This is a genomic window from Paraburkholderia phosphatilytica, assembly GCF_003443895.1.
In the GTDB taxonomy this organism is placed as follows: domain Bacteria; phylum Pseudomonadota; class Gammaproteobacteria; order Burkholderiales; family Burkholderiaceae; genus Paraburkholderia; species Paraburkholderia phosphatilytica.
This window is the reverse complement of sequence record NZ_QQOA01000058.1, coordinates 1-17,046: the sequence shown is the minus strand read 5'-3', so window position 1 is coordinate 17,046 and position 17,046 is coordinate 1. Positions and strand designations below refer to the sequence as shown.

Here is a 17,046-nt window from a genome sequence, read left to right as displayed (position 1 = left end):
CCTCTCATCTCTCCAGATGCTTAGACGCTTTTGGCTGCTCTTTGCACAAGCGGTGACCGTGCTGCTGGCGTTGATGTTCATCGTCGCCACCCTGAAGCCGCAATGGCTCCAGCATCAGGGAGAGTTCGGCAAGCAGCTGGCCGAGCCGATCGTCGCGCTGCGGGAAGTTGCGCCGGGCATGTCCGGCAACACGGCACAGAGCTCTTACGCCGAAGCCGCGGCGAAAGCCATGCCGGCGGTCGTCAACGTGTTCTCCAGCAAGGATGGCTCGCTGCCGCCTGACCCGCGCGCCAAAGATCCTCTTTTTCGCTACTTCTTCGGCGACAAGAACAACAACCGCAAACAGCAGGAACAACCGGCCGCCAACCTGGGTTCGGGTGTCATCGTGAGTTCGGAAGGTTACATTCTAACGAACCAGCACGTCGTGGACGGCGCGGATCAGATCGAAATCGCGCTGTCGGACGGCCGCACCACGAATGCGAAGGTGATCGGCGTCGATCCCGAAACCGATCTCGCGGTGCTCAAGATCAACCTGCCGAACCTGCCCACCATCACGCTCGGCCGGATGGACCAGACGCGCGTGGGCGACGTCGTGCTCGCGATCGGCAACCCGTTCGGCGTCGGCCAGACGGTCACCATGGGCATCGTCAGCGCGCTCGGCCGCAATCACCTCGGCATCAACACGTTCGAGAACTTCATCCAGACCGACGCGGCGATCAACCCGGGCAACTCGGGCGGCGCGCTCGTCGACGTGAACGGCAACCTGCTCGGCATCAATACCGCAATCTACTCGCGTTCGGGCGGCTCGCTCGGAATCGGCTTCGCGATTCCGGTGTCCACTGCGCGTAGCGTGCTGGAGAGCATCATCACGACCGGCTCGGTCACGCGCGGCTGGATCGGTGTCGAACCGCAGGACGTGACGCCGGAAATCGCCGAATCGTTCGGTCTCGACCAGAAGAGCGGCGCGATCGTCGCGGGCGTGCTGCAAGGCGGCCCGGCCGACAAGGCGGGCATCAAGCCGGGCGACATTCTGGTGAGCGTGAACGGCGAGCAGATCACCGACACCACGCGCCTGCTCAATGTGATCGCGCAGATCAAGCCGGGCACGAGCGCGAAGGTGCACCTCGTGCGCAAGAACAAGCCGATGGACATCGACATCCTGATCGGCAAACGTCCGCCGCCGCCGAAGCAGCAACAGGAAGACGATCAGGACGACAACGGCGGGTGATCAACCCGCGGCGTTACCCTCGTTGGCTTTGTCGGCAACCGGCGCGTTGCCGACGAAAATCCGCGCGGCAATGATGCCGGCTTCGTAGAGCACGATCAGCGGCAGCGCGAGAATCAGCTGCGAGAACACGTCCGGCGGCGTCACCACCGCCGACACGACGAACGCGCCGACCACCACGTACGGGCGAATTTCCTTGAGTTTCTTGATCGTCAGCAGCCCCATGCGGACCAGCAGCACGACGACAATCGGGACTTCGAACGTCACCCCGAACGCGATGAACATCGTCAGTACGAAACTCAGGTAATTGTCGATATCGGTCGACATCTCCGCGCCAAGCGGCGCGTTGTAGTGCGCCATCACGCGGAAGATGGTCGGGAACACGACGAAATACGCGAACGCCATGCCGCACAGGAACAGCGTGTAGCTGCTGCCGACGAGCGGCGCGATCAGCTTCTTCTCGTGCTGGTACAGGCCCGGCGCGACGAACGCCCAGATCTGGTACAGCACGATCGGCAGCGCGATCACGAACGCGACCAGCATCGTCACTTTCATCGGCACGAAGAACGAGCCGGTGACGTCGGTGACGATCATCTTGCCGCCCTTCGGCAGGTTTTCCATCAGCGGCCGCGCGAGCAGACGGAAGATGTTCGGCGCCCAGTAGACGAGGCCGAGAAACACGACGATCACCGCGATGCCCGCGCGAATGATGCGGTCGCGCAGTTCGACGAGATGGGAGATGAAGGTCTCTTCGGTACCTTCGCCTGGATCGTTCGGATTGCGTTGGGGGTCGCTCACACCGGCCCTCGATCAGAAGTGGACGTGCAGCGCGGCTGCATCAGAAGAAGCGCACGGGGCGGCGCAGCGACGCGGGCGTGTGACGCGCCACGCGCGCCGCGCCCGACTGCACGCGGGTGCGACGTTGGGTCGCACGCTTGTACCAGGTCGGCGTCGCGTTCTGCTTCACGCGCCAGTTCCTGCGTTTCGGTGCCAGCGGAGGACGGCTGATCCACGGCGTGCCGTCGGCATCGGTCGACGAGCGCATGGACGCTTCGGTCATCAGCGCGTCCGGCTCCGCGCCGCCCGCGACGCTCGGCCCCACGGACGTGCCCGCCTTCCATGCTTCGTTCAGGTCGCTCTCGTGCTTTTTCAGGTTGTCGTGGATCGTGGTCTCGACGTTGCGCGCCGCCGACTCGAACTCCGTCTTCATCCGGCGCAGTTCGTCGAGCTCGATTTCGCGCGTGACTTCGGCCTTCACGTCGTTGATGTAGCGTTGCGCGCGGCCGAACAGCGCGCCGGCGGTACGGGCGACGCGCGGCAGGCGCTCAGGCCCGAGAACGACCAGCGCGACGACGCCGATCAACGCCATCTTGGTGAGGCCGAGATCCAGCATGAGATGAGAAGCCCGTCCGTTGCGTGAAGAAGAGACTGATTGGCGGCAGACGCCGGCATGGCCCGCCGCGGCGAGCCCGCATGCCGGCGCAGATCAGCGGGACGTGTCGCGCGAGGTGCTCTTTTCCTTCGCGTCGACATCGACGGTGTCGGACGGCAGTTCACGTTTGGCCGGCTCGGCGCCCGATTCGTTTTCGGAATCGCGCATGCCTTCCTTGAAGCCCTTGACCGCACCGCCCAGATCGCTGCCGATGTTGCGCAGCTTCTTCGTGCCGAACACCAGTGCGACGATCAACAGGACGATCAGCCAGTGCCAGATACTCAACGAACCCATGAAAACTCTCCTTGAACCTTGCCGGCGTGGTTCGCGACGGCATGTGTCTATAGTCGCCTTGCGGCTGCTCCGGTCGCAGATGCGGCCGCGCCGTTATGTCTTCAACTCGTCATTATGAGCCTGAGGACGCGTCGGCTTCGTTACATCACGAAATTTTAATGATAGCCGACACGAAGGCCGCTCACTGCAACAACCCCATGCTCACCGAAAGGTGGGGCCGCATGCGCAATGCCCGCCGCGGCGGGATGTTGCGACCCTCGGTGCGCGGCCCTGCGGACCTCAGCCCATCCGCAGCCACGGGCGGGGCCCGGCGAGCAGATGCGCGTGGATGTGGTAGACCTCCTGACCGCCGCCCGGGCCGGTGTTGAACACCGTGCGGAAGCCGGTCTCGCCGCCCGTATAGGCCACGCCCAGCTTGTCGGCGAGCTTCGACACGAGCACCAGCATCCGGCCCAGCATCGGAGCGTCTTCCGGGGTCACGTTGGACAGCGTCTCGATGTGCTTGCGCGGGATGATCAGCACGTGCGTCTCGGCGGCGGGACGGATATCGCGGAACGCCACGAATTCATCGTCCTCGTGGACCTTGGTGGACGGGATCTCGCCGGCGGCGATCTTGCAGAAGAGGCAGTTGTCGTGGCTCATGGTGGTGTGGCGGGTTGCCCCGCGTGTCTCCGGATGCGCTCGGGTTGGGCTCGGGTCAATTCCGATCGGGATCGCGGCGCGTCAGAACCACGCGCGCGGATTCGTCAGCGGCTTGTTGTCCCACAGATACAGCCAGCCTTTGATGATACGGTACAACGTCCACAGCGCGACAGCCCAGAGGATCGGGAAGCCGATCATCACGATGATCAGCGCGACGCCGATCAGATGGCCGAGCAGCGCCCACCAGAACGTGCGGATCTGCCACTCGAAATGCTGTTCGTAAGGCGTGCCGACCACGTCCTCGCGCTTAACGTAGTTGATGATGATCGCGACGAGGATCGAGACGCCGCCCGTGAGCCAGTACACGGCGTAGAGCGCGTACAGCACGTGGGTCAGCGTGCGCAGCGAGCGTTGACGGTCGAGTTCGAGCGCGCTCTGGTACGACGGCGGCGGGTAGCCGCCTTGAGGCTGTGACATGCGTGCATCCTCCGGTTCCGGTTGAGTGCAATACGTCCCCGTTCGACCTCACGCCACGCCGACTGGTTGCGTTCCGCTCAGTCGCCACGCAGTCGCCGCTCAGTCGCCGCTCTCCTCGCGTTCGCGGCTTTTGCGCAGCGCCTTTTCTTCGAGACCCGACAGGCCCTCGCGGCGCTCCAGTTCGGCCAGCACGTCGGCCGGGCTGAGGTTGAAATGCGACAGCATCACGAGGCAGTGGAACCACAGGTCCGCGACCTCGCCGACGAGCGCCTTCGGTGCGCCGCCGTGGCGCGTGTCTTTCGCGGCCAGCACGACTTCGGTGGCTTCCTCGCCGATCTTCTTCAGCACCGCGTCGTCGCCCTTGTGGAAGAGCCGCGCGACATACGACGCGTCCGGGTCGCCGCCCTTGCGGCTGTCGATCACCGCGGCGAGGCGCAGCAACGTGTCGTCGGTGGGCTGTTCGGACTGCGGCGGTTGAGGTTGTTGCGTCGTCGTCATTTGTAGATGTGTTCGGGATCTTTCAGCACCGGCTCGACCGCGACCCAGTCGCCGCCGTCGGGCGTGCCTTCGAATTTCTGGAAGAAGCAGGAATGACGGCCGGTGTGGCAGGCGATACCCGACACCTGCTCGACCTTCAGCAGCACGACGTCCTCGTCGCAGTCGAGCCGCACTTCGTGCACGTGCTGCACGTGGCCCGACTCCTCGCCCTTGAACCACAGGCGTTGGCGCGAGCGCGAGAAATACACCGCGCGGCCCGTTTCGATGGTCTTCGCGAGTGCTTCGCGGTTCATCCACGCGAACATCAGCACGTCGTTGGTCGATGCTTCCTGCGCGATCACCGGCACGAGGCCGTTCGCGTCCCAACGAACCTTGTCGAGCCAGTTCACCTTGTCCGTGCTCACGTCACAACCTCACCGAAATGCCGCGGTCCGCCATGAAGCGCTTCGCCTCGCCGACCGTGTGCTCGCCATAGTGGAAGATGCTCGCCGCAAGTACCGCGTCGGCATGGCCTTCCGTGATGCCGTCGGCGAGATGCGCGAGCGAGCCGACGCCGCCCGACGCGATCACCGGCACCGGCACCGCGTCCGACACCGCACGCGTGAGCGCGATGTCGAAGCCGCTCTTCGTGCCGTCGCGATCCATGCTGGTCAGCAGGATTTCGCCCGCGCCCAGTTCCGCCATCTTGCGCGCCCATTCGATCGCGTCGATGCCGGTCGCCTTGCGCCCGCCGTGCGTGAACACTTCCCAGCGCGCCGCTTCGCCTTCGGGGGATACGCGCTTCGCGTCGATCGCGACGACGATGCACTGCGAGCCGTACTTGTCGGTCGCGTCGCGCACGAGCTGCGGATTCGCAACCGCCGACGAGTTCATGCTGATCTTGTCCGCGCCCGCGTTGAGCAGGCGCCGCACATCTTCCACAGCACGCACACCGCCGCCGACGGTCAGCGGAATGAACACCTGCGACGCGACTGCTTCGATGATCGGCAGGATCAGATCGCGCTGGTCCGACGTCGCCGTGATGTCGAGGAAGGTGAGTTCGTCGGCGCCCTGGTCGTCGTAGCGGCGCGCGATTTCGACGGGATCGCCGGCGTCGCGCAGCTCGACGAAGTTGACGCCCTTCACGACGCGGCCAGCCGTCACGTCGAGACACGGGATGATGCGTTTAGCTAAAGCCATGAGATCGTGCCAATGCGCGACGGTGCGCGCCTTCAATTGCAATCGCGTGGTGCCGGGTCGCCTCCGGGGCGCGCCCGGCTTGCCGGATTACGCGTCGTCCGATTCGCGCAGACGGTCCGCGTGCGCCTGCGCCGCGGCGAAATCGAGGTCGCCGGAGTAGATCGCGCGGCCGCAGATCACGCCTTCGATGCCTTCGTCGGCGACTTCGCACAGCGCGTCGATGTCCGCCAGCGCCGACAACCCGCCGCTCGCGATCACCGGAATCTTCACCGCGCGCGCGAGGCGCACCGTCGCTTCGATGTTGACGCCCTGCAGCATGCCGTCGCGGCCGATGTCCGTGTAGATGATCGATTCGACGCCGTAGTCCTCGAACTTGCGCGCAAGGTCGACCACTTCGTGGCCGGTGAGCTTGCTCCAGCCGTCGGTGGCGACCTTGCCGTCCTTCGCATCGAGACCGACGATGATATGGCCGCCGAACGCAGTGCACGCTTCCTGCAGGAAGCCGGGGTTCTTCACCGCCGCCGTGCCGATGATCACGTACGAGAGGCCGTCGTCCAGATAGCGCTCGATCGTATCCAGATCGCGGATGCCGCCGCCCAGCTGCACCGGGATCTCATCGCCGACTTCTTCGAGGATCGACAGAATCGCCTCTTCGTTCTTCGGCTTGCCGGCGAATGCGCCGTTCAGGTCCACCAGGTGCAGGCGCCGCGCGCCGCGCTCGACCCAGTGTCGGGCCATCGCCGCCGGATCTTCGGAAAAAATCGTCGCCTGGTCCATATCGCCTTGTTTGAGGCGCACACACTGACCGTCTTTCAGGTCGATGGCCGGAATCAGCAGCATAGCAATCGGGTGTTGTCTGGGATGTGGGTTGAAATCGCGGCCCGTGGCGGTGCGGGCAAACGCCCGCGCACCGGCGTTCCGCTAGTTTAGTACAAGTCGAAACACGCTCCCGCGCGGGCGAAAAGCGGTTTCCGCTGCTGCTTGCAGCCCGACCTTGTGCAGCCCGAAACACTCGGGCGCGACACGGACCGGACGTATGGCAGGCGCGTTCATGCTGTTCACGGGTTCCAGTGCACGAAGTTGCGGTACACGCGCAGGCCGGCGTCGGCGCTCTTCTCCGGGTGAAACTGCGTCGCGAAGATGTTGTCCCGCGCCACCGCCGACGTGAACGGCGCGCCGTACACGGTCTCGCCCGACGTGTGCGCCGCGTTGTCCGGCACGACGTAATAGCTGTGCACGAAGTAGAAGAAGCTCTGGTCCGGCACGCCGTCCCACAGCGCGTGCGGATGCGCCTGACGCACGCGGTTCCAGCCCATCTGCGGCACCTTGAAGCGCGAACCGTCGTCCTGCAGCTGGCCTTCCAGCTCGAAGCGCACCACCTTGCCGGGCAGCAGACCCAGCCCGCGCGTGTCGCCCTCGGCGCTCCAGTCGAACAGCATCTGCTCGCCGACGCACACGCCCATCAGCGGCTTCGTGCGCGACGCTTCGACCACCGCGTCCTGCAGGCCCGACTCGCCGAGCGAGCGCATGCAGTCCGGCATCGCGCCCTGGCCCGGCAGCACCACGCGGTCGGCCGCGCGGATCGCTTCCGGACGATCGACGATCGCCACGTCCGCCTCGGGCGCCGCCTTCCTCAGCGCCTGCGCCACCGAGCGCAGGTTGCCCATTCCGTAATCCACAATCGCAATTGAAGTTTTCATCTCAAGTCAGGCAGCAACGCCTTCAGTCCGTCGACGATGAATTCCACCGCCAGCGCCGACAACATCAAACCCATCAACCGTGTGCCGATATTGATGCCCGTGCGACCCACCCAGCGCGCGATCGGTTCGGCGAGGCTCAGCGAGCCGAAGCAGATCGCCGCCAGCACCGCGCCGATGCCGATCAGGATCAGCCGGTCGTACCAGTGCGCCGCGCCCGCCGCGTAGACGATCGTCGTGCTGATCGCGCCTGGGCCCGTCAGGAGCGGAATCGCGAGCGGCACGACCGCGATGTTGTCCTTCTGCTCGGCTTCGTCGCGCTCTTCCGGCGTCGCGCGGGTGTTGCCGATCTGCGCGTTCAGCATGTTGATCGCCATCAGCAGCATGATGATGCCGCCGCCCACCTCCAGCGAGCCCACCGAGATGCCGAAGAACGCGATGATCTGCTGGCCGAACAGCGCCGTCACCGCGATCACGCAGAACACCGACACCGCCGCGATGCGGATCGTGCGGCGCCGCTCGGCGGGGGACTGCTGCGAGCTCAGGCTCAGGAAGAACGGCACCGCGCCGACCGGATTGATCAGCGCGAGCAGCGAGATAAACGACTTGAGGATATCCATCGCTTGGCGATGCGCGTCAGGGCGCACAGCGGTCCGGGTTGTGCTTCGTCGGGTAATTCGCTCAGTGGGCGAGGCCGGCGCGCAACGATGCTGGCGCGGCGGCCGTGGCCGGATCGATCACAGGCTGCCCTTCGTGGACGGGATCTGCCCCGCCGCGCGTTCGTCCAGTTCGGTGGCCATCCGCAACGCCCGGCCGAACGCCTTGAACACCGTCTCCATCTGATGATGGGCGTTCAGGCCGCGCAGGTTGTCGACATGCAGCGTCACGCCGGCATGGTTCACAAAACCGCGGAAAAATTCGATGGACAGGTCGACGTCGAACGTGCCGATCCGCGCGCGCGTGAACGGCACGTGGAATTCGAGGCCCGGACGGCCGGAGAAATCGATGACGACGCGCGACAGCGCTTCGTCGAGCGGCACGTACGCGTGACCGTAGCGGCGAATGCCCTTGCGGTCGCCAATGGCCTTCGCGACCGCCTGGCCGAGCGTAATGCCGACGTCTTCCACCGTGTGGTGGTCGTCGATATGCAGGTCGCCATGCGCCTCGATGTCCAGATCGACGAGCCCGTGGCGGGCGATCTGGTCGAGCATGTGGTCAAGGAACGGCACGCCGGTGGCGAGCTTCTGCTGGCCGGTGCCGTCGAGGTTGATCGAGACACGGATCTGCGTTTCGCTGGTGTTGCGAACGACTTCCGCACTACGCATGGTGAATCCTCTATCTAGAAAGCAGAACTGCCGGGTCAGTCGAAGGTGAGCGGCGGGCCGCCGCGGGCGTTCGGCGCGATGCGCCGCTTCAGTGCGGCACCGGCTAGCGCAATACCAGCTTCAGTGCCGCGACCAGCTGGGCGTTCTCCTCGGCGGAACCGACGGTCAAACGCACACAGTTAGCCAGCAATGGGTGCATTTTACTCACGTTTTTTACCAAAACCCGGGCGGTGAGCAGGGTTTCGAACGTGACTGATGCGTCCGGGACACGAACCAGCAGGAAATTGCCGGCGCTCGGAAACACTTCGGCGCCGGGCAGCGCAGCCACCGCCGCCGCCAGCTGCGTCCGCTGCGCGCGCAATTCCGCCGCCTGGGCGTCGAGCACTTCGACGCGATCCAGCAGGAAACTCGCGGCCGCCTGGGTCAGCACGTTCACGTTGTAAGGCGGCCGCACCTTGTCGATTTCGGTGAGCCACGCCGGACGTCCGACCAGATAACCAAGACGGATGCCGGCGAGCCCCAGCTTCGACACCGTCCGCATCACGACCACGTTGTCGAATTCGTCGGCGCGCGGCAGCCAGCTCCGCTGCGCGAACGGCTGGTACGCCTCGTCGATCACGATGAGGCTGCGGTTCGCCGCCGCGATGATGCGCTCGATGTCGGCTTCGTCGAAGAGCGTGCCGGTCGGGTTGTTCGGGTACGCGAGATAGACGATGGCCGGCTGGTGCCCGGCGATCGCCGCGAGCATCGCGTCGACGTCGAGCGTGAAGTCAGGCTTCAACGGGACGCCGACGAATTCCTGATGCGCGAAGCGCGCCGATATCTGGTACATCACGAAACCCGGCACCGGCGCGAGCACCTTCGCGCCAGGCGTCGAGCACGCGACGGACAGCATGCTGATGATCTCGTCCGAACCGTTGCCGAGCAGCACGTCGCAGCCGGCCGGCACCTGCATCACGCGGCGCAGCTGCTCGATCAGCGCTTCCGGACGCGGCGCCGGATAGCGGTTCAGCGCGACGCCGGCCAGATGCTCGCCGAGCGCCTTCGCGAGCTCGGCCGGCAGCGGGAACGGATTTTCCATCGCGTCGAGCTTCACGAAGCCCGACGCGTCCGGTACCGGATAGCTCGTCATCGCGAGCACGTCGCGGCGGATGATGTCTTGTGGTGTCGTCATGGTGAAACTGGCGCCTCACGCGCCAGACGCGAGCGGCGGCCCTGAAGCCGCCGCGGGTTGCCCGTGTTGTGTTGTCGTCATGCCCCGACGATTCTCGCGTCGCGCGCGACGTTTGACCGTTGGGTTTAGCCCTTATTTCAGCGGCAGCTCCCGGGCCCGAAGCGCCGCTCGCACGAGGGCGCGGCTCAGCCGCCGTTGCGCATCCGGTATTCGGCGCTGCGCGCATGCGCCGGCAGGCCTTCGCCGTATGCGAGTTCCGCGGCGATCTCGCCGAGCGTCTGCGCACCGTCCGCGCTGACTTCGATCACGCTCGAGCGCTTGAAGAAGTCGTACACGCCGAGCGGCGACGAGAAACGCGCGGTACGCGAAGTGGGCAGCACGTGGTTCGGGCCGGCGCAATAATCGCCGAGGCTCTCGCTCGTGTAGCGCCCGAGGAACATCGCGCCCGCGTGGCGAATCTCGTGCGCCCACTGATGCGGCTCCAGCGCGGAGATTTCGAGGTGCTCCGGCGCGATGTCGTTGGCGATCGCGCAGGCCTCGGCCATGTCGCGCACCTTGACGAGCGCGCCGCGGCCTTCCAGCGACGCGCGGATCACGTCGCGCCGCGGCATCGACTCGATCAGCTCGTTGATCGCATCTTCGACGCGCGCGATGAAGCCCGCGTCCGGGCACAGCAGGATCGACTGCGCGAGTTCGTCGTGCTCGGCCTGCGAGAACAGGTCCATCGCGACCCAGCGCGGGTCCGTCGTGCCATCGCACAGCACGAGAATTTCCGACGGCCCGGCGATCATGTCGATACCGACGATGCCGAACACGCGCCGCTTCGCGGACGCCACGTACGCATTGCCCGGACCGCAGATCTTGTCGACCTGCGGAACCGTATCGGTGCCGTACGCGAGCGCGCCCACCGCCTGCGCGCCGCCGATCGTGAACACGCGGTCGACGCCGCCGAGCAGCGCCGCGGCCAGCACCAGCGGATTCTTCACGCCGTCCGGCGTCGGCACGACCATCACGATCTCGCGCACGCCGGCGACCCGTGCCGGAATCGCGTTCATCAGCACCGACGACGGATACGCCGCCTTGCCGCCCGGCACGTAGATGCCGGCGCGGTCGAGCGGCGTCACCTTCTGGCCGAGCACCGTGCCGTCCGCTTCCGTGTACTGCCAGCTATGGCTGCCGCACTCGATCTTCTGCTTCTCGTGGTAGCCGCGCACGCGCGCCGCCGCCGCTTCGAGCGCCGCGCGCCGCTTCGGCTCGAGGCTTTCGAGCGCCGCTTCCAGCTCCATCATCGGCAGTTCGAGCGCCGCGACGCTCTTCGCTTCCAGACGGTCGAAGCGGTTCGTGTAATCGAGCACCGCCGCGTCGCCGCGCGTTTTCACGTCCGCAAGGATCTGCGCGACCGAGCGTTCGATCGCGTCGTCTTCGCTCGCCTCGAACGCGAGCACCGCGTGCAGCGCCTTCCTGAAGCCGTCAGCGCTGGAATCGAGTTTGCGAATCTTGATAGACATGCTGGTATCCGTTTCGGTAAGGCCTGATTGCGCCCGCGCCGCACCGGGCGCCGGCTCCCGCCGTCACACTGCGGCGGCGTTTTTCTGCGATGCGAGTTCGAAGGCGTCAAGGAACGGCCGCAGCGCGGCGCGCTTCAGCTTCAACGCGGCCTGGTTCACGACGAGGCGCGACGAGATCTGCATGATCTCTTCGACTTCGACGAGATTGTTCGCGCGCAGCGTACCGCCCGAACTCACGAGGTCGACGATCGCGTCCGCGAGGCCGACGAGCGGCGCCAGTTCCATCGAACCATACAGCTTGATCAGGTCGACGTGCACACCTTTCGCCGCGAAATGCTGGCGCGCGGTTTCCGTGTATTTCGTGGCGACCCGCAGACGCGCGCCCTGGCGCACCGCGTTCGCGTAATCGAAACCCGCCGCCACCGCGACCGACATCCGGCATCGCGCGATGCCGAGATCGACCGGCTGGTAGAGACCGCTGCCGCCGTGTTCGAGCAGCACGTCCTTGCCGGCCACGCCGAAATCGGCCGCGCCGTACTCGACGTAGGTCGGCACGTCGGTGGCGCGCACGATGATCACGCGCAGGTTTGCGTCGGTGGTGGGCAGGATCAGCTTGCGCGAGCGCTCGGGATCCTCCGCAACCTCGACGCCCGCCGCCTTCAGGAGCGGCAACGTCTCTTCGAAAATGCGGCCCTTCGACAGTGCGAGCGTGAGCGGCGCGCGGCCCTGTGCCGCGGACGACGTCTGCTGCGTACTCATGCCGCGCTCCCTTTGATGCGGCGCACGTCGGCACCGATGCCCGTCAGCTTCGCTTCCATCCGGTCGTAGCCGCGGTCGAGGTGATAGATGCGATCGATCAGCGTCTCGCCTTCCGCACGCAAACCGGCGATCACGAGGCTCGCCGACGCGCGCAGATCGGTTGCCATCACCTTCGCGCCCGACAGTTTGTCCACGCCGGTGACGAGCGCGGTGTTGCCGTCAATCGTGATGTTCGCGCCGAGACGATTCAGCTCCTGCACGTGCATGAAGCGGTTCTCGAAGATCGTCTCGACCACCTGCGACGTGCCGTCGGCGACTGCGTTCAGCGCCATGAACTGCGCCTGCATGTCGGTCGGGAACGCCGGATACTCGGACGTCCGCACGCTGACCGCATGCGGCCGCGCGCTCATCGTCACGCGCATCCAGTCGTCGCCTTCCTCGATCGTCACACCGGCTTCGCGCAGCTTTTCGGTGACCGCTTCGAGAATCTGCGGACGCACATGACGCAGCACCACGTCGCCGCCCGCCGCCGCGACCGCGCACAGGAACGTGCCGGCCTCGATGCGATCCGGAATCACGCGATGCTTCGCGCCGTGCAGCTTGTCGACGCCCTGGATCACCAGGCGATCGGTGCCGATGCCGTCGATTTTCGCGCCCATCTCGACGAGCAGGTGCGCGAGGTCGCCCACTTCCGGCTCGCGCGCGGCGTTCTCGATGACGGTCTCGCCATCGGCAAGCACCGCGGCCATCAACAGGTTTTCCGTGCCGGTCACGGTGATCATGTCCGTCACGATGCGCGCGCCCTTCAGGCGCTTCGCGCGCGCTTCGATGAAGCCGTGCTCGATGTTGATCTCGGCGCCCATCGCCTGCAGGCCCTTGATGTGCTGGTCCACCGGCCGCGCGCCGATCGCGCAGCCGCCCGGCAGCGACACCTTCGCTTCGCCGAAGCGCGCAACGAGCGGGCCGAGCACGAGGATCGATGCACGCATCGTCTTCACCATCTCGTACGGCGCGACGAGGTTGTCCACCTTCGATGCATCCAGCGACACGCGGCCGTCGACGCTCTCGGTACGCACACCCATCTGGCCGAGCAGTTTCAGCGTGGTGCGGACGTCCTGCAGGTCGGGCACGTTGTCCAGCTGAACCGGCTCGGCGCTCAGCAATCCCGCGCACAGGATCGGCAGCGCCGCGTTCTTCGCACCCGAAACAGTGATCTCACCCGCGAGGCGTTGTCCGCCAACGATAACGAGTTTGTCCATGCCAGTGGTTTCCAGAGTGGGCCGCGGGCTTGCCTGCACCTGCGCGGTCCGGTTAAGCGTTGCGGCGCCGCTTGCCGCGTCGCCATTGTCTTGAGTCAGTCGCACTAAATATCTTTCCAGCCAGTTATGCGTTTTGCCATTCGGCGGGCGTCAGCGTTTTCATGCTGAGCGCGTGAATCTCCTGCTTCATGCGGTCGCCGAGTGCTGCGTAGACGAGTTGATGCCGCTGAATCAGGCGCTTGCCTTCGAAGCTCGGCGACACGATCGTCGCGAAGAAATGCTGGCCGTCACCTTCGACTTCGAGGTGCTCGCAGGTCAGGCCCGCTTCGATGTAGCCCTTGATCTGTTCCGGGGTCGGCAACATTGGAATGCTCCGTTGTCAGTGACGCAGTTTGTAGCCCGACGCGAGCAGTCGCATCGCGAGCACGGCCAGCACCACGAAGAAACCGGCGACGATCGCGAGGCTCGCAAGCGGATCGATGTCCGACATGCCGAAGAAGCCATAGCGAAAGCCGTCGATCATGTAGAAGAACGGATTGAGCCGCGACACTTCGCGCCACAGCGGCGGCAGCGTATGCGTCGAGTAGAACACGCCCGACAGGAACGTGAGCGGCATGATTAGGAAGTTCTGGAACGCGGCGAGCTGGTCGAACTTCTCCGCCCAGATGCCGGCCACCACGCCGAGCGTGCCGAGAATCGCCGAGCCGAGCGCGGCGAACGCGAGGATGTAGAACGGCGCCGCGAAGCTGACCGGCACGAACCAGATCGTCACGATGAATACGCCGCAGCCCACCGCGAGCCCACGCACCACAGAGGCCAGCACGTACGCGCCGTACATCTCCCACGCGGACAGCGGCGGCAGCAGCACGAATACGAGGTTGCCCGTGATCTTCGACTGGATCAGCGACGACGAGCTGTTCGCGAACGCGTTCTGCAGCACGCTCATCATCACGAGGCCGGGAATCAGGAAGCTCGTGTATTCGACGCCGGGGTACACCTGCACATGGCCGCGCAGCGCATGGCCGAAGATCGTCAGATACAGCAGCGCGGTGATGATCGGCGCCAGCACCGTCTGGAAGGCGACCTTCCAGAACCGCAGCGTCTCCTTGTAGAACAGCGTGCGAAACCCGCTCATGCCAAACCCTCGATCACTTCCGGACCGTTCATCACCTGGACGAATACGTCTTCGAGATCGGCCTTGCGGACCTCGATTTCATCGAATGTACAACCTGCCGCGCGGCACTGTGCGAGGATGCGCTCGACATCGTCGTAGCTCGACAGGCGCAGAAGATGCTGCTTGCCGCCGGGCGCCGTGGACGGATCCACTTCGAGCGCGCGCAGCTCGGCCGGCAGCATGCCCAGCGCGAAACGCACGTAGAGCTGCAGACCCGCGAAGCGTTGCAGCAGCGTGCTCGTGCGATCCAGCGCGACCACTTCGCCACGCCGCAGCATCGCGATGCGGTCGCACAGCGACTCGGCTTCTTCAAGATAGTGTGTGGTGAGCACGATGGTGTGGCCTTCGCGGTTCAGGCGCGCGATGAACTTCCAGAGCGTCTGCCGCAGCTCGACGTCGACGCCCGCCGTCGGCTCGTCGAGCACGATCACCGGCGGCCGGTGCACGAGCGCCTGCGCGACCAGCACGCGGCGCTTCATGCCGCCCGACAGCGCGCGCATGTTCGCGTCGGCCTTGTCGGTGAGGTCGAGGTTCGCCATCACTTCGTCGATCCACGCGTCGTTGTTGCGCAGACCGAAGTAGCCCGACTGGATGCGCAAGGTCTCGCGCACGGTGAAGAACGGATCGAACACGAGCTCTTGCGGCACGACGCCGAGCGAGCGGCGCGCATTGCGGAAATCGCCGACGACATCGTGGCCACGCACCGCGACGCTGCCTTCGTCGGCACGCGCGAGACCTGCGAGGATGCTGATGAGCGTCGTTTTGCCCGCGCCGTTCGGACCGAGCAGTCCGAAGAACTCCCCTTCTTCCACCGTGAGGCTGACGCCCTTGAGCGCCTGCAAATCCTTGTAGCGCTTCTTGACGTTGCGGATTTCTATGGCTGGCATGACTGTGCGCCGCTGTGGCCAGCAGCGCCTGTAAGCAAAATGCGGAGGGAAACGGAATTGGGGCCGGTTGAATGCCCCGAAAAACGTTTGATTATAGGGCAAACCGGAAAGCCCCGGCTGGCAGGGGAAATTGGCGGGGAAACGCCCAGGGCGCCGTCAGGCCACCGGGCGGGTGACGCCCCTCACCCCCGAGGATGAAGCGAAGAGAGCGTCAATGTCGGGCCGACAGCAGCGTGTCGACGCCGTAGGCTTGCGCGAGGCTGGCGAGCCCCACAGGCAGGTTCGTGATGTGAAGCGCGGCGCCGCGGCGGCGCGCCGCGCGCTGCCACGCGAGCAGCACCGCGAGCGCGGACGAATCGAACTGCGCGAGCGCCGCGCAGTCGACTCCCGTCGCACCCGCCGCGATACGCTCGAGACCGGCGGCGAGCGCGGCTTTCGCGCTCGCCTGGGTCAGCGTGGAGCCGGTTGCGAAGGCAGTCACAGTGCTGGACACCGGGTTGCTCACGAAGCCTTGCCGGACGCGAGCTGCTGGTTACGCTGCGTGAGGAACTGGATCAGGCCGTCGATGCCGTGCTGCTGGATCTGCTCGTTGAACTGCTGCTGATACGCCTGGATCAGCCACGCGCCGAGCACGTTGATGTCGTACACGCGCCAGCCTTGCGGCGTCTTGTACAGGCGGTAGTCGAGTTCGACCGGCGAGCCGTTGTTCATCACGACCGAACGCACCACCACATCCGTATCGTCCGGATTCGCGCGGAACGGCTTGTACTGGATCTGCTGGTCCTTCACCTGCGCGAGCGCGCCCGAGTACGTGCGGATCAGCAGCATCTTGAACTGCTCGACGATCTGTTGCTGCTGTTCCGGCGACGCACTGCGCCAGTTACGGCCCATCGCCAGCTGCGTGGTGCGCTGGAAGTCCGTGTAAGGCAGGATCTTCTCGTTCACGAGCTTCGTGACGGCGGAGATGTTGCCCTGCTGGATCGACTTGTCGCCGCGCACGGCGTCGATCACCTGCTGCGTGACGGTCTTGATCATGCCGTCCGGCGAGTTCGCGTCGACGGTCTGAGCCGACGCGGCGCCCGCAAACGAGAACAGCGCAACGAAAAACGGAATCAGGAAGAATTTTTTCATATCAAACTCTGCAAAAGGATAACGCTGCTGTTGGAGCGGACAGTAGCACGCGAGTTCAGCCACGATCTATCGCCAGACTGCGAAATTCGTTTCGAGCTGTTACGCCGACCGGCCCGCTGCCCATCAGTGCAGCTTAAGCGACGGATAGCCGAATCGCGCGGGCGGCACGATATCGCCAGCCGGCACCTGGGTTTGTGGGCCGCCATTGACCGCCGGTTGTCCGACCTGAACGCCGGAGGCCGGATTTTCCGGCGACGCGCCGATCGCGACACCCGACGCCGCGGAGGCCGCCGTAGCCGGCGCGGCCGTGGCGGCCGGCGCGCTGGCGCCCGACGCCGGTGCCGCCGCAGCCGCGGCGCCAGCATTGCCGGTAGCCGCACCGGCG

22 protein-coding genes and 1 pseudogene are annotated in these 17,046 nt (G+C 65.6%); 1 reads left to right on the top strand and 22 read right to left on the bottom strand.

Annotation, left to right across the window (positions count from 1 at the left end):
* The first annotated feature begins 16 nt into the window (after window positions 1-16).
* On the top strand, window positions 17-1,228 hold the full coding sequence (locus tag DVS29_RS34030; RefSeq protein WP_118185255.1) for a S1C family serine protease: 1,212 nt from the start codon (window positions 17-19) through the stop codon (window positions 1,226-1,228).
* Here the strand turns inward: DVS29_RS34030 and tatC are convergent, their stop codons facing one another.
* The 22 genes and pseudogenes from tatC to DVS29_RS37515 form a co-directional block, all read right to left on the bottom strand.
* Window positions 1,229-2,023 carry a twin-arginine translocase subunit TatC gene (tatC, locus tag DVS29_RS34025; protein WP_118185253.1) on the bottom strand — a complete coding sequence of 265 codons (795 nt, stop codon included), beginning with the start codon at window positions 2,021-2,023 and terminating at the stop codon, window positions 1,229-1,231.
* Between the two features lie 40 nt (window positions 2,024-2,063).
* Window positions 2,064-2,618 carry a Sec-independent protein translocase protein TatB gene (gene tatB / locus DVS29_RS34020; protein ID WP_118185250.1) on the bottom strand — a complete coding sequence of 185 codons (555 nt, stop codon included), beginning with the start codon at window positions 2,616-2,618 and terminating at the stop codon, window positions 2,064-2,066.
* A 93-nt stretch (window positions 2,619-2,711) separates the two neighbouring features.
* Window positions 2,712-2,951, bottom strand: a complete 240-nt coding sequence (tatA, locus tag DVS29_RS34015; RefSeq protein ID WP_118185248.1) for a Sec-independent protein translocase subunit TatA — start codon at window positions 2,949-2,951, stop codon at window positions 2,712-2,714.
* A 279-nt stretch (window positions 2,952-3,230) separates the two neighbouring features.
* Window positions 3,231-3,593, bottom strand: coding sequence for a histidine triad nucleotide-binding protein (locus DVS29_RS34010; protein WP_118185246.1), 363 nt, complete (start codon window positions 3,591-3,593; stop codon window positions 3,231-3,233).
* Window positions 3,594-3,674: 81 nt separating this feature from the next.
* On the bottom strand, window positions 3,675-4,070 hold the full coding sequence (locus tag DVS29_RS34005; protein WP_118185244.1) for a DUF4870 family protein: 396 nt from the start codon (window positions 4,068-4,070) through the stop codon (window positions 3,675-3,677).
* Between the two features lie 99 nt (window positions 4,071-4,169).
* Window positions 4,170-4,568, bottom strand: a complete 399-nt coding sequence (locus DVS29_RS34000) for a phosphoribosyl-ATP diphosphatase (protein WP_118185242.1) — start codon at window positions 4,566-4,568, stop codon at window positions 4,170-4,172.
* On the bottom strand, window positions 4,565-4,972 hold the full coding sequence (gene hisI, locus DVS29_RS33995) for a phosphoribosyl-AMP cyclohydrolase (protein ID WP_118185239.1): 408 nt from the start codon (window positions 4,970-4,972) through the stop codon (window positions 4,565-4,567). The genes DVS29_RS34000 and hisI overlap by 4 nt, the downstream gene beginning before the upstream one ends.
* A gap of 1 nt (window position 4,973) precedes the next feature.
* Window positions 4,974-5,747 carry an imidazole glycerol phosphate synthase subunit HisF gene (gene hisF / locus DVS29_RS33990; RefSeq protein ID WP_118185286.1) on the bottom strand — a complete coding sequence of 258 codons (774 nt, stop codon included), beginning with the start codon at window positions 5,745-5,747 and terminating at the stop codon, window positions 4,974-4,976.
* 87 nt (window positions 5,748-5,834) lie between these two features.
* Window positions 5,835-6,587 (bottom strand): 1-(5-phosphoribosyl)-5-[(5-phosphoribosylamino)methylideneamino]imidazole-4-carboxamide isomerase, encoded by a 753-nt coding sequence (gene hisA, locus DVS29_RS33985; RefSeq protein ID WP_118185236.1) that lies wholly within the window; start codon window positions 6,585-6,587, stop codon window positions 5,835-5,837.
* A 218-nt stretch (window positions 6,588-6,805) separates the two neighbouring features.
* Window positions 6,806-7,447 carry an imidazole glycerol phosphate synthase subunit HisH gene (gene hisH, locus DVS29_RS33980; RefSeq protein WP_118185234.1) on the bottom strand — a complete coding sequence of 214 codons (642 nt, stop codon included), beginning with the start codon at window positions 7,445-7,447 and terminating at the stop codon, window positions 6,806-6,808.
* A complete protein-coding gene (locus DVS29_RS33975; RefSeq protein ID WP_118185232.1) occupies window positions 7,444-8,064 on the bottom strand; it encodes a MarC family protein in 621 nt (206 codons plus the stop codon). Before DVS29_RS33975 ends, hisH begins: the two co-directional genes overlap by 4 nt.
* Before the next feature lie 117 nt (window positions 8,065-8,181).
* Window positions 8,182-8,769: an imidazoleglycerol-phosphate dehydratase HisB gene (hisB, locus tag DVS29_RS33970; protein WP_118185230.1), complete on the bottom strand. Its 588-nt coding sequence runs from the start codon at window positions 8,767-8,769 to the stop codon at window positions 8,182-8,184.
* 103 nt (window positions 8,770-8,872) lie between these two features.
* The gene (gene hisC, locus DVS29_RS33965) at window positions 8,873-9,943 is read right to left on the bottom strand and encodes a histidinol-phosphate transaminase (RefSeq protein WP_118185227.1); all 1,071 of its coding nucleotides are present in this window, start codon (window positions 9,941-9,943) and stop codon (window positions 8,873-8,875) included.
* A gap of 185 nt (window positions 9,944-10,128) precedes the next feature.
* The gene (gene hisD / locus DVS29_RS33960) at window positions 10,129-11,451 is read right to left on the bottom strand and encodes a histidinol dehydrogenase (RefSeq protein WP_118185225.1); all 1,323 of its coding nucleotides are present in this window, start codon (window positions 11,449-11,451) and stop codon (window positions 10,129-10,131) included.
* Between the two features lie 63 nt (window positions 11,452-11,514).
* A complete protein-coding gene (gene hisG / locus DVS29_RS33955; RefSeq protein ID WP_118185223.1) occupies window positions 11,515-12,210 on the bottom strand; it encodes an ATP phosphoribosyltransferase in 696 nt (231 codons plus the stop codon).
* Window positions 12,207-13,508, bottom strand: coding sequence for a UDP-N-acetylglucosamine 1-carboxyvinyltransferase (murA, locus tag DVS29_RS33950; protein WP_420816185.1), 1,302 nt, complete (start codon window positions 13,506-13,508; stop codon window positions 12,207-12,209). Before murA ends, hisG begins: the two co-directional genes overlap by 4 nt.
* A gap of 85 nt (window positions 13,509-13,593) precedes the next feature.
* Window positions 13,594-13,833 carry a BolA family protein gene (locus tag DVS29_RS33945; protein WP_118185219.1) on the bottom strand — a complete coding sequence of 80 codons (240 nt, stop codon included), beginning with the start codon at window positions 13,831-13,833 and terminating at the stop codon, window positions 13,594-13,596.
* Between the two features lie 15 nt (window positions 13,834-13,848).
* Window positions 13,849-14,604 (bottom strand): ABC transporter permease, encoded by a 756-nt coding sequence (locus DVS29_RS33940; protein WP_118185217.1) that lies wholly within the window; start codon window positions 14,602-14,604, stop codon window positions 13,849-13,851.
* Window positions 14,601-15,530 (bottom strand): ABC transporter ATP-binding protein, encoded by a 930-nt coding sequence (locus DVS29_RS33935; RefSeq protein ID WP_118185215.1) that lies wholly within the window; start codon window positions 15,528-15,530, stop codon window positions 14,601-14,603. The genes DVS29_RS33940 and DVS29_RS33935 overlap by 4 nt, the downstream gene beginning before the upstream one ends.
* Before the next feature lie 211 nt (window positions 15,531-15,741).
* Complete coding sequence (locus DVS29_RS33930; protein WP_118185284.1) at window positions 15,742-16,011, bottom strand: STAS domain-containing protein; 270 nt, start codon at window positions 16,009-16,011, stop codon at window positions 15,742-15,744.
* 20 nt (window positions 16,012-16,031) lie between these two features.
* Complete coding sequence (locus tag DVS29_RS33925) at window positions 16,032-16,661, bottom strand: MlaC/ttg2D family ABC transporter substrate-binding protein (protein WP_118185213.1); 630 nt, start codon at window positions 16,659-16,661, stop codon at window positions 16,032-16,034.
* A gap of 123 nt (window positions 16,662-16,784) precedes the next feature.
* Window positions 16,785-17,046, bottom strand: a pseudogene (locus DVS29_RS37515) (MlaA family lipoprotein); the annotation flags it as partial.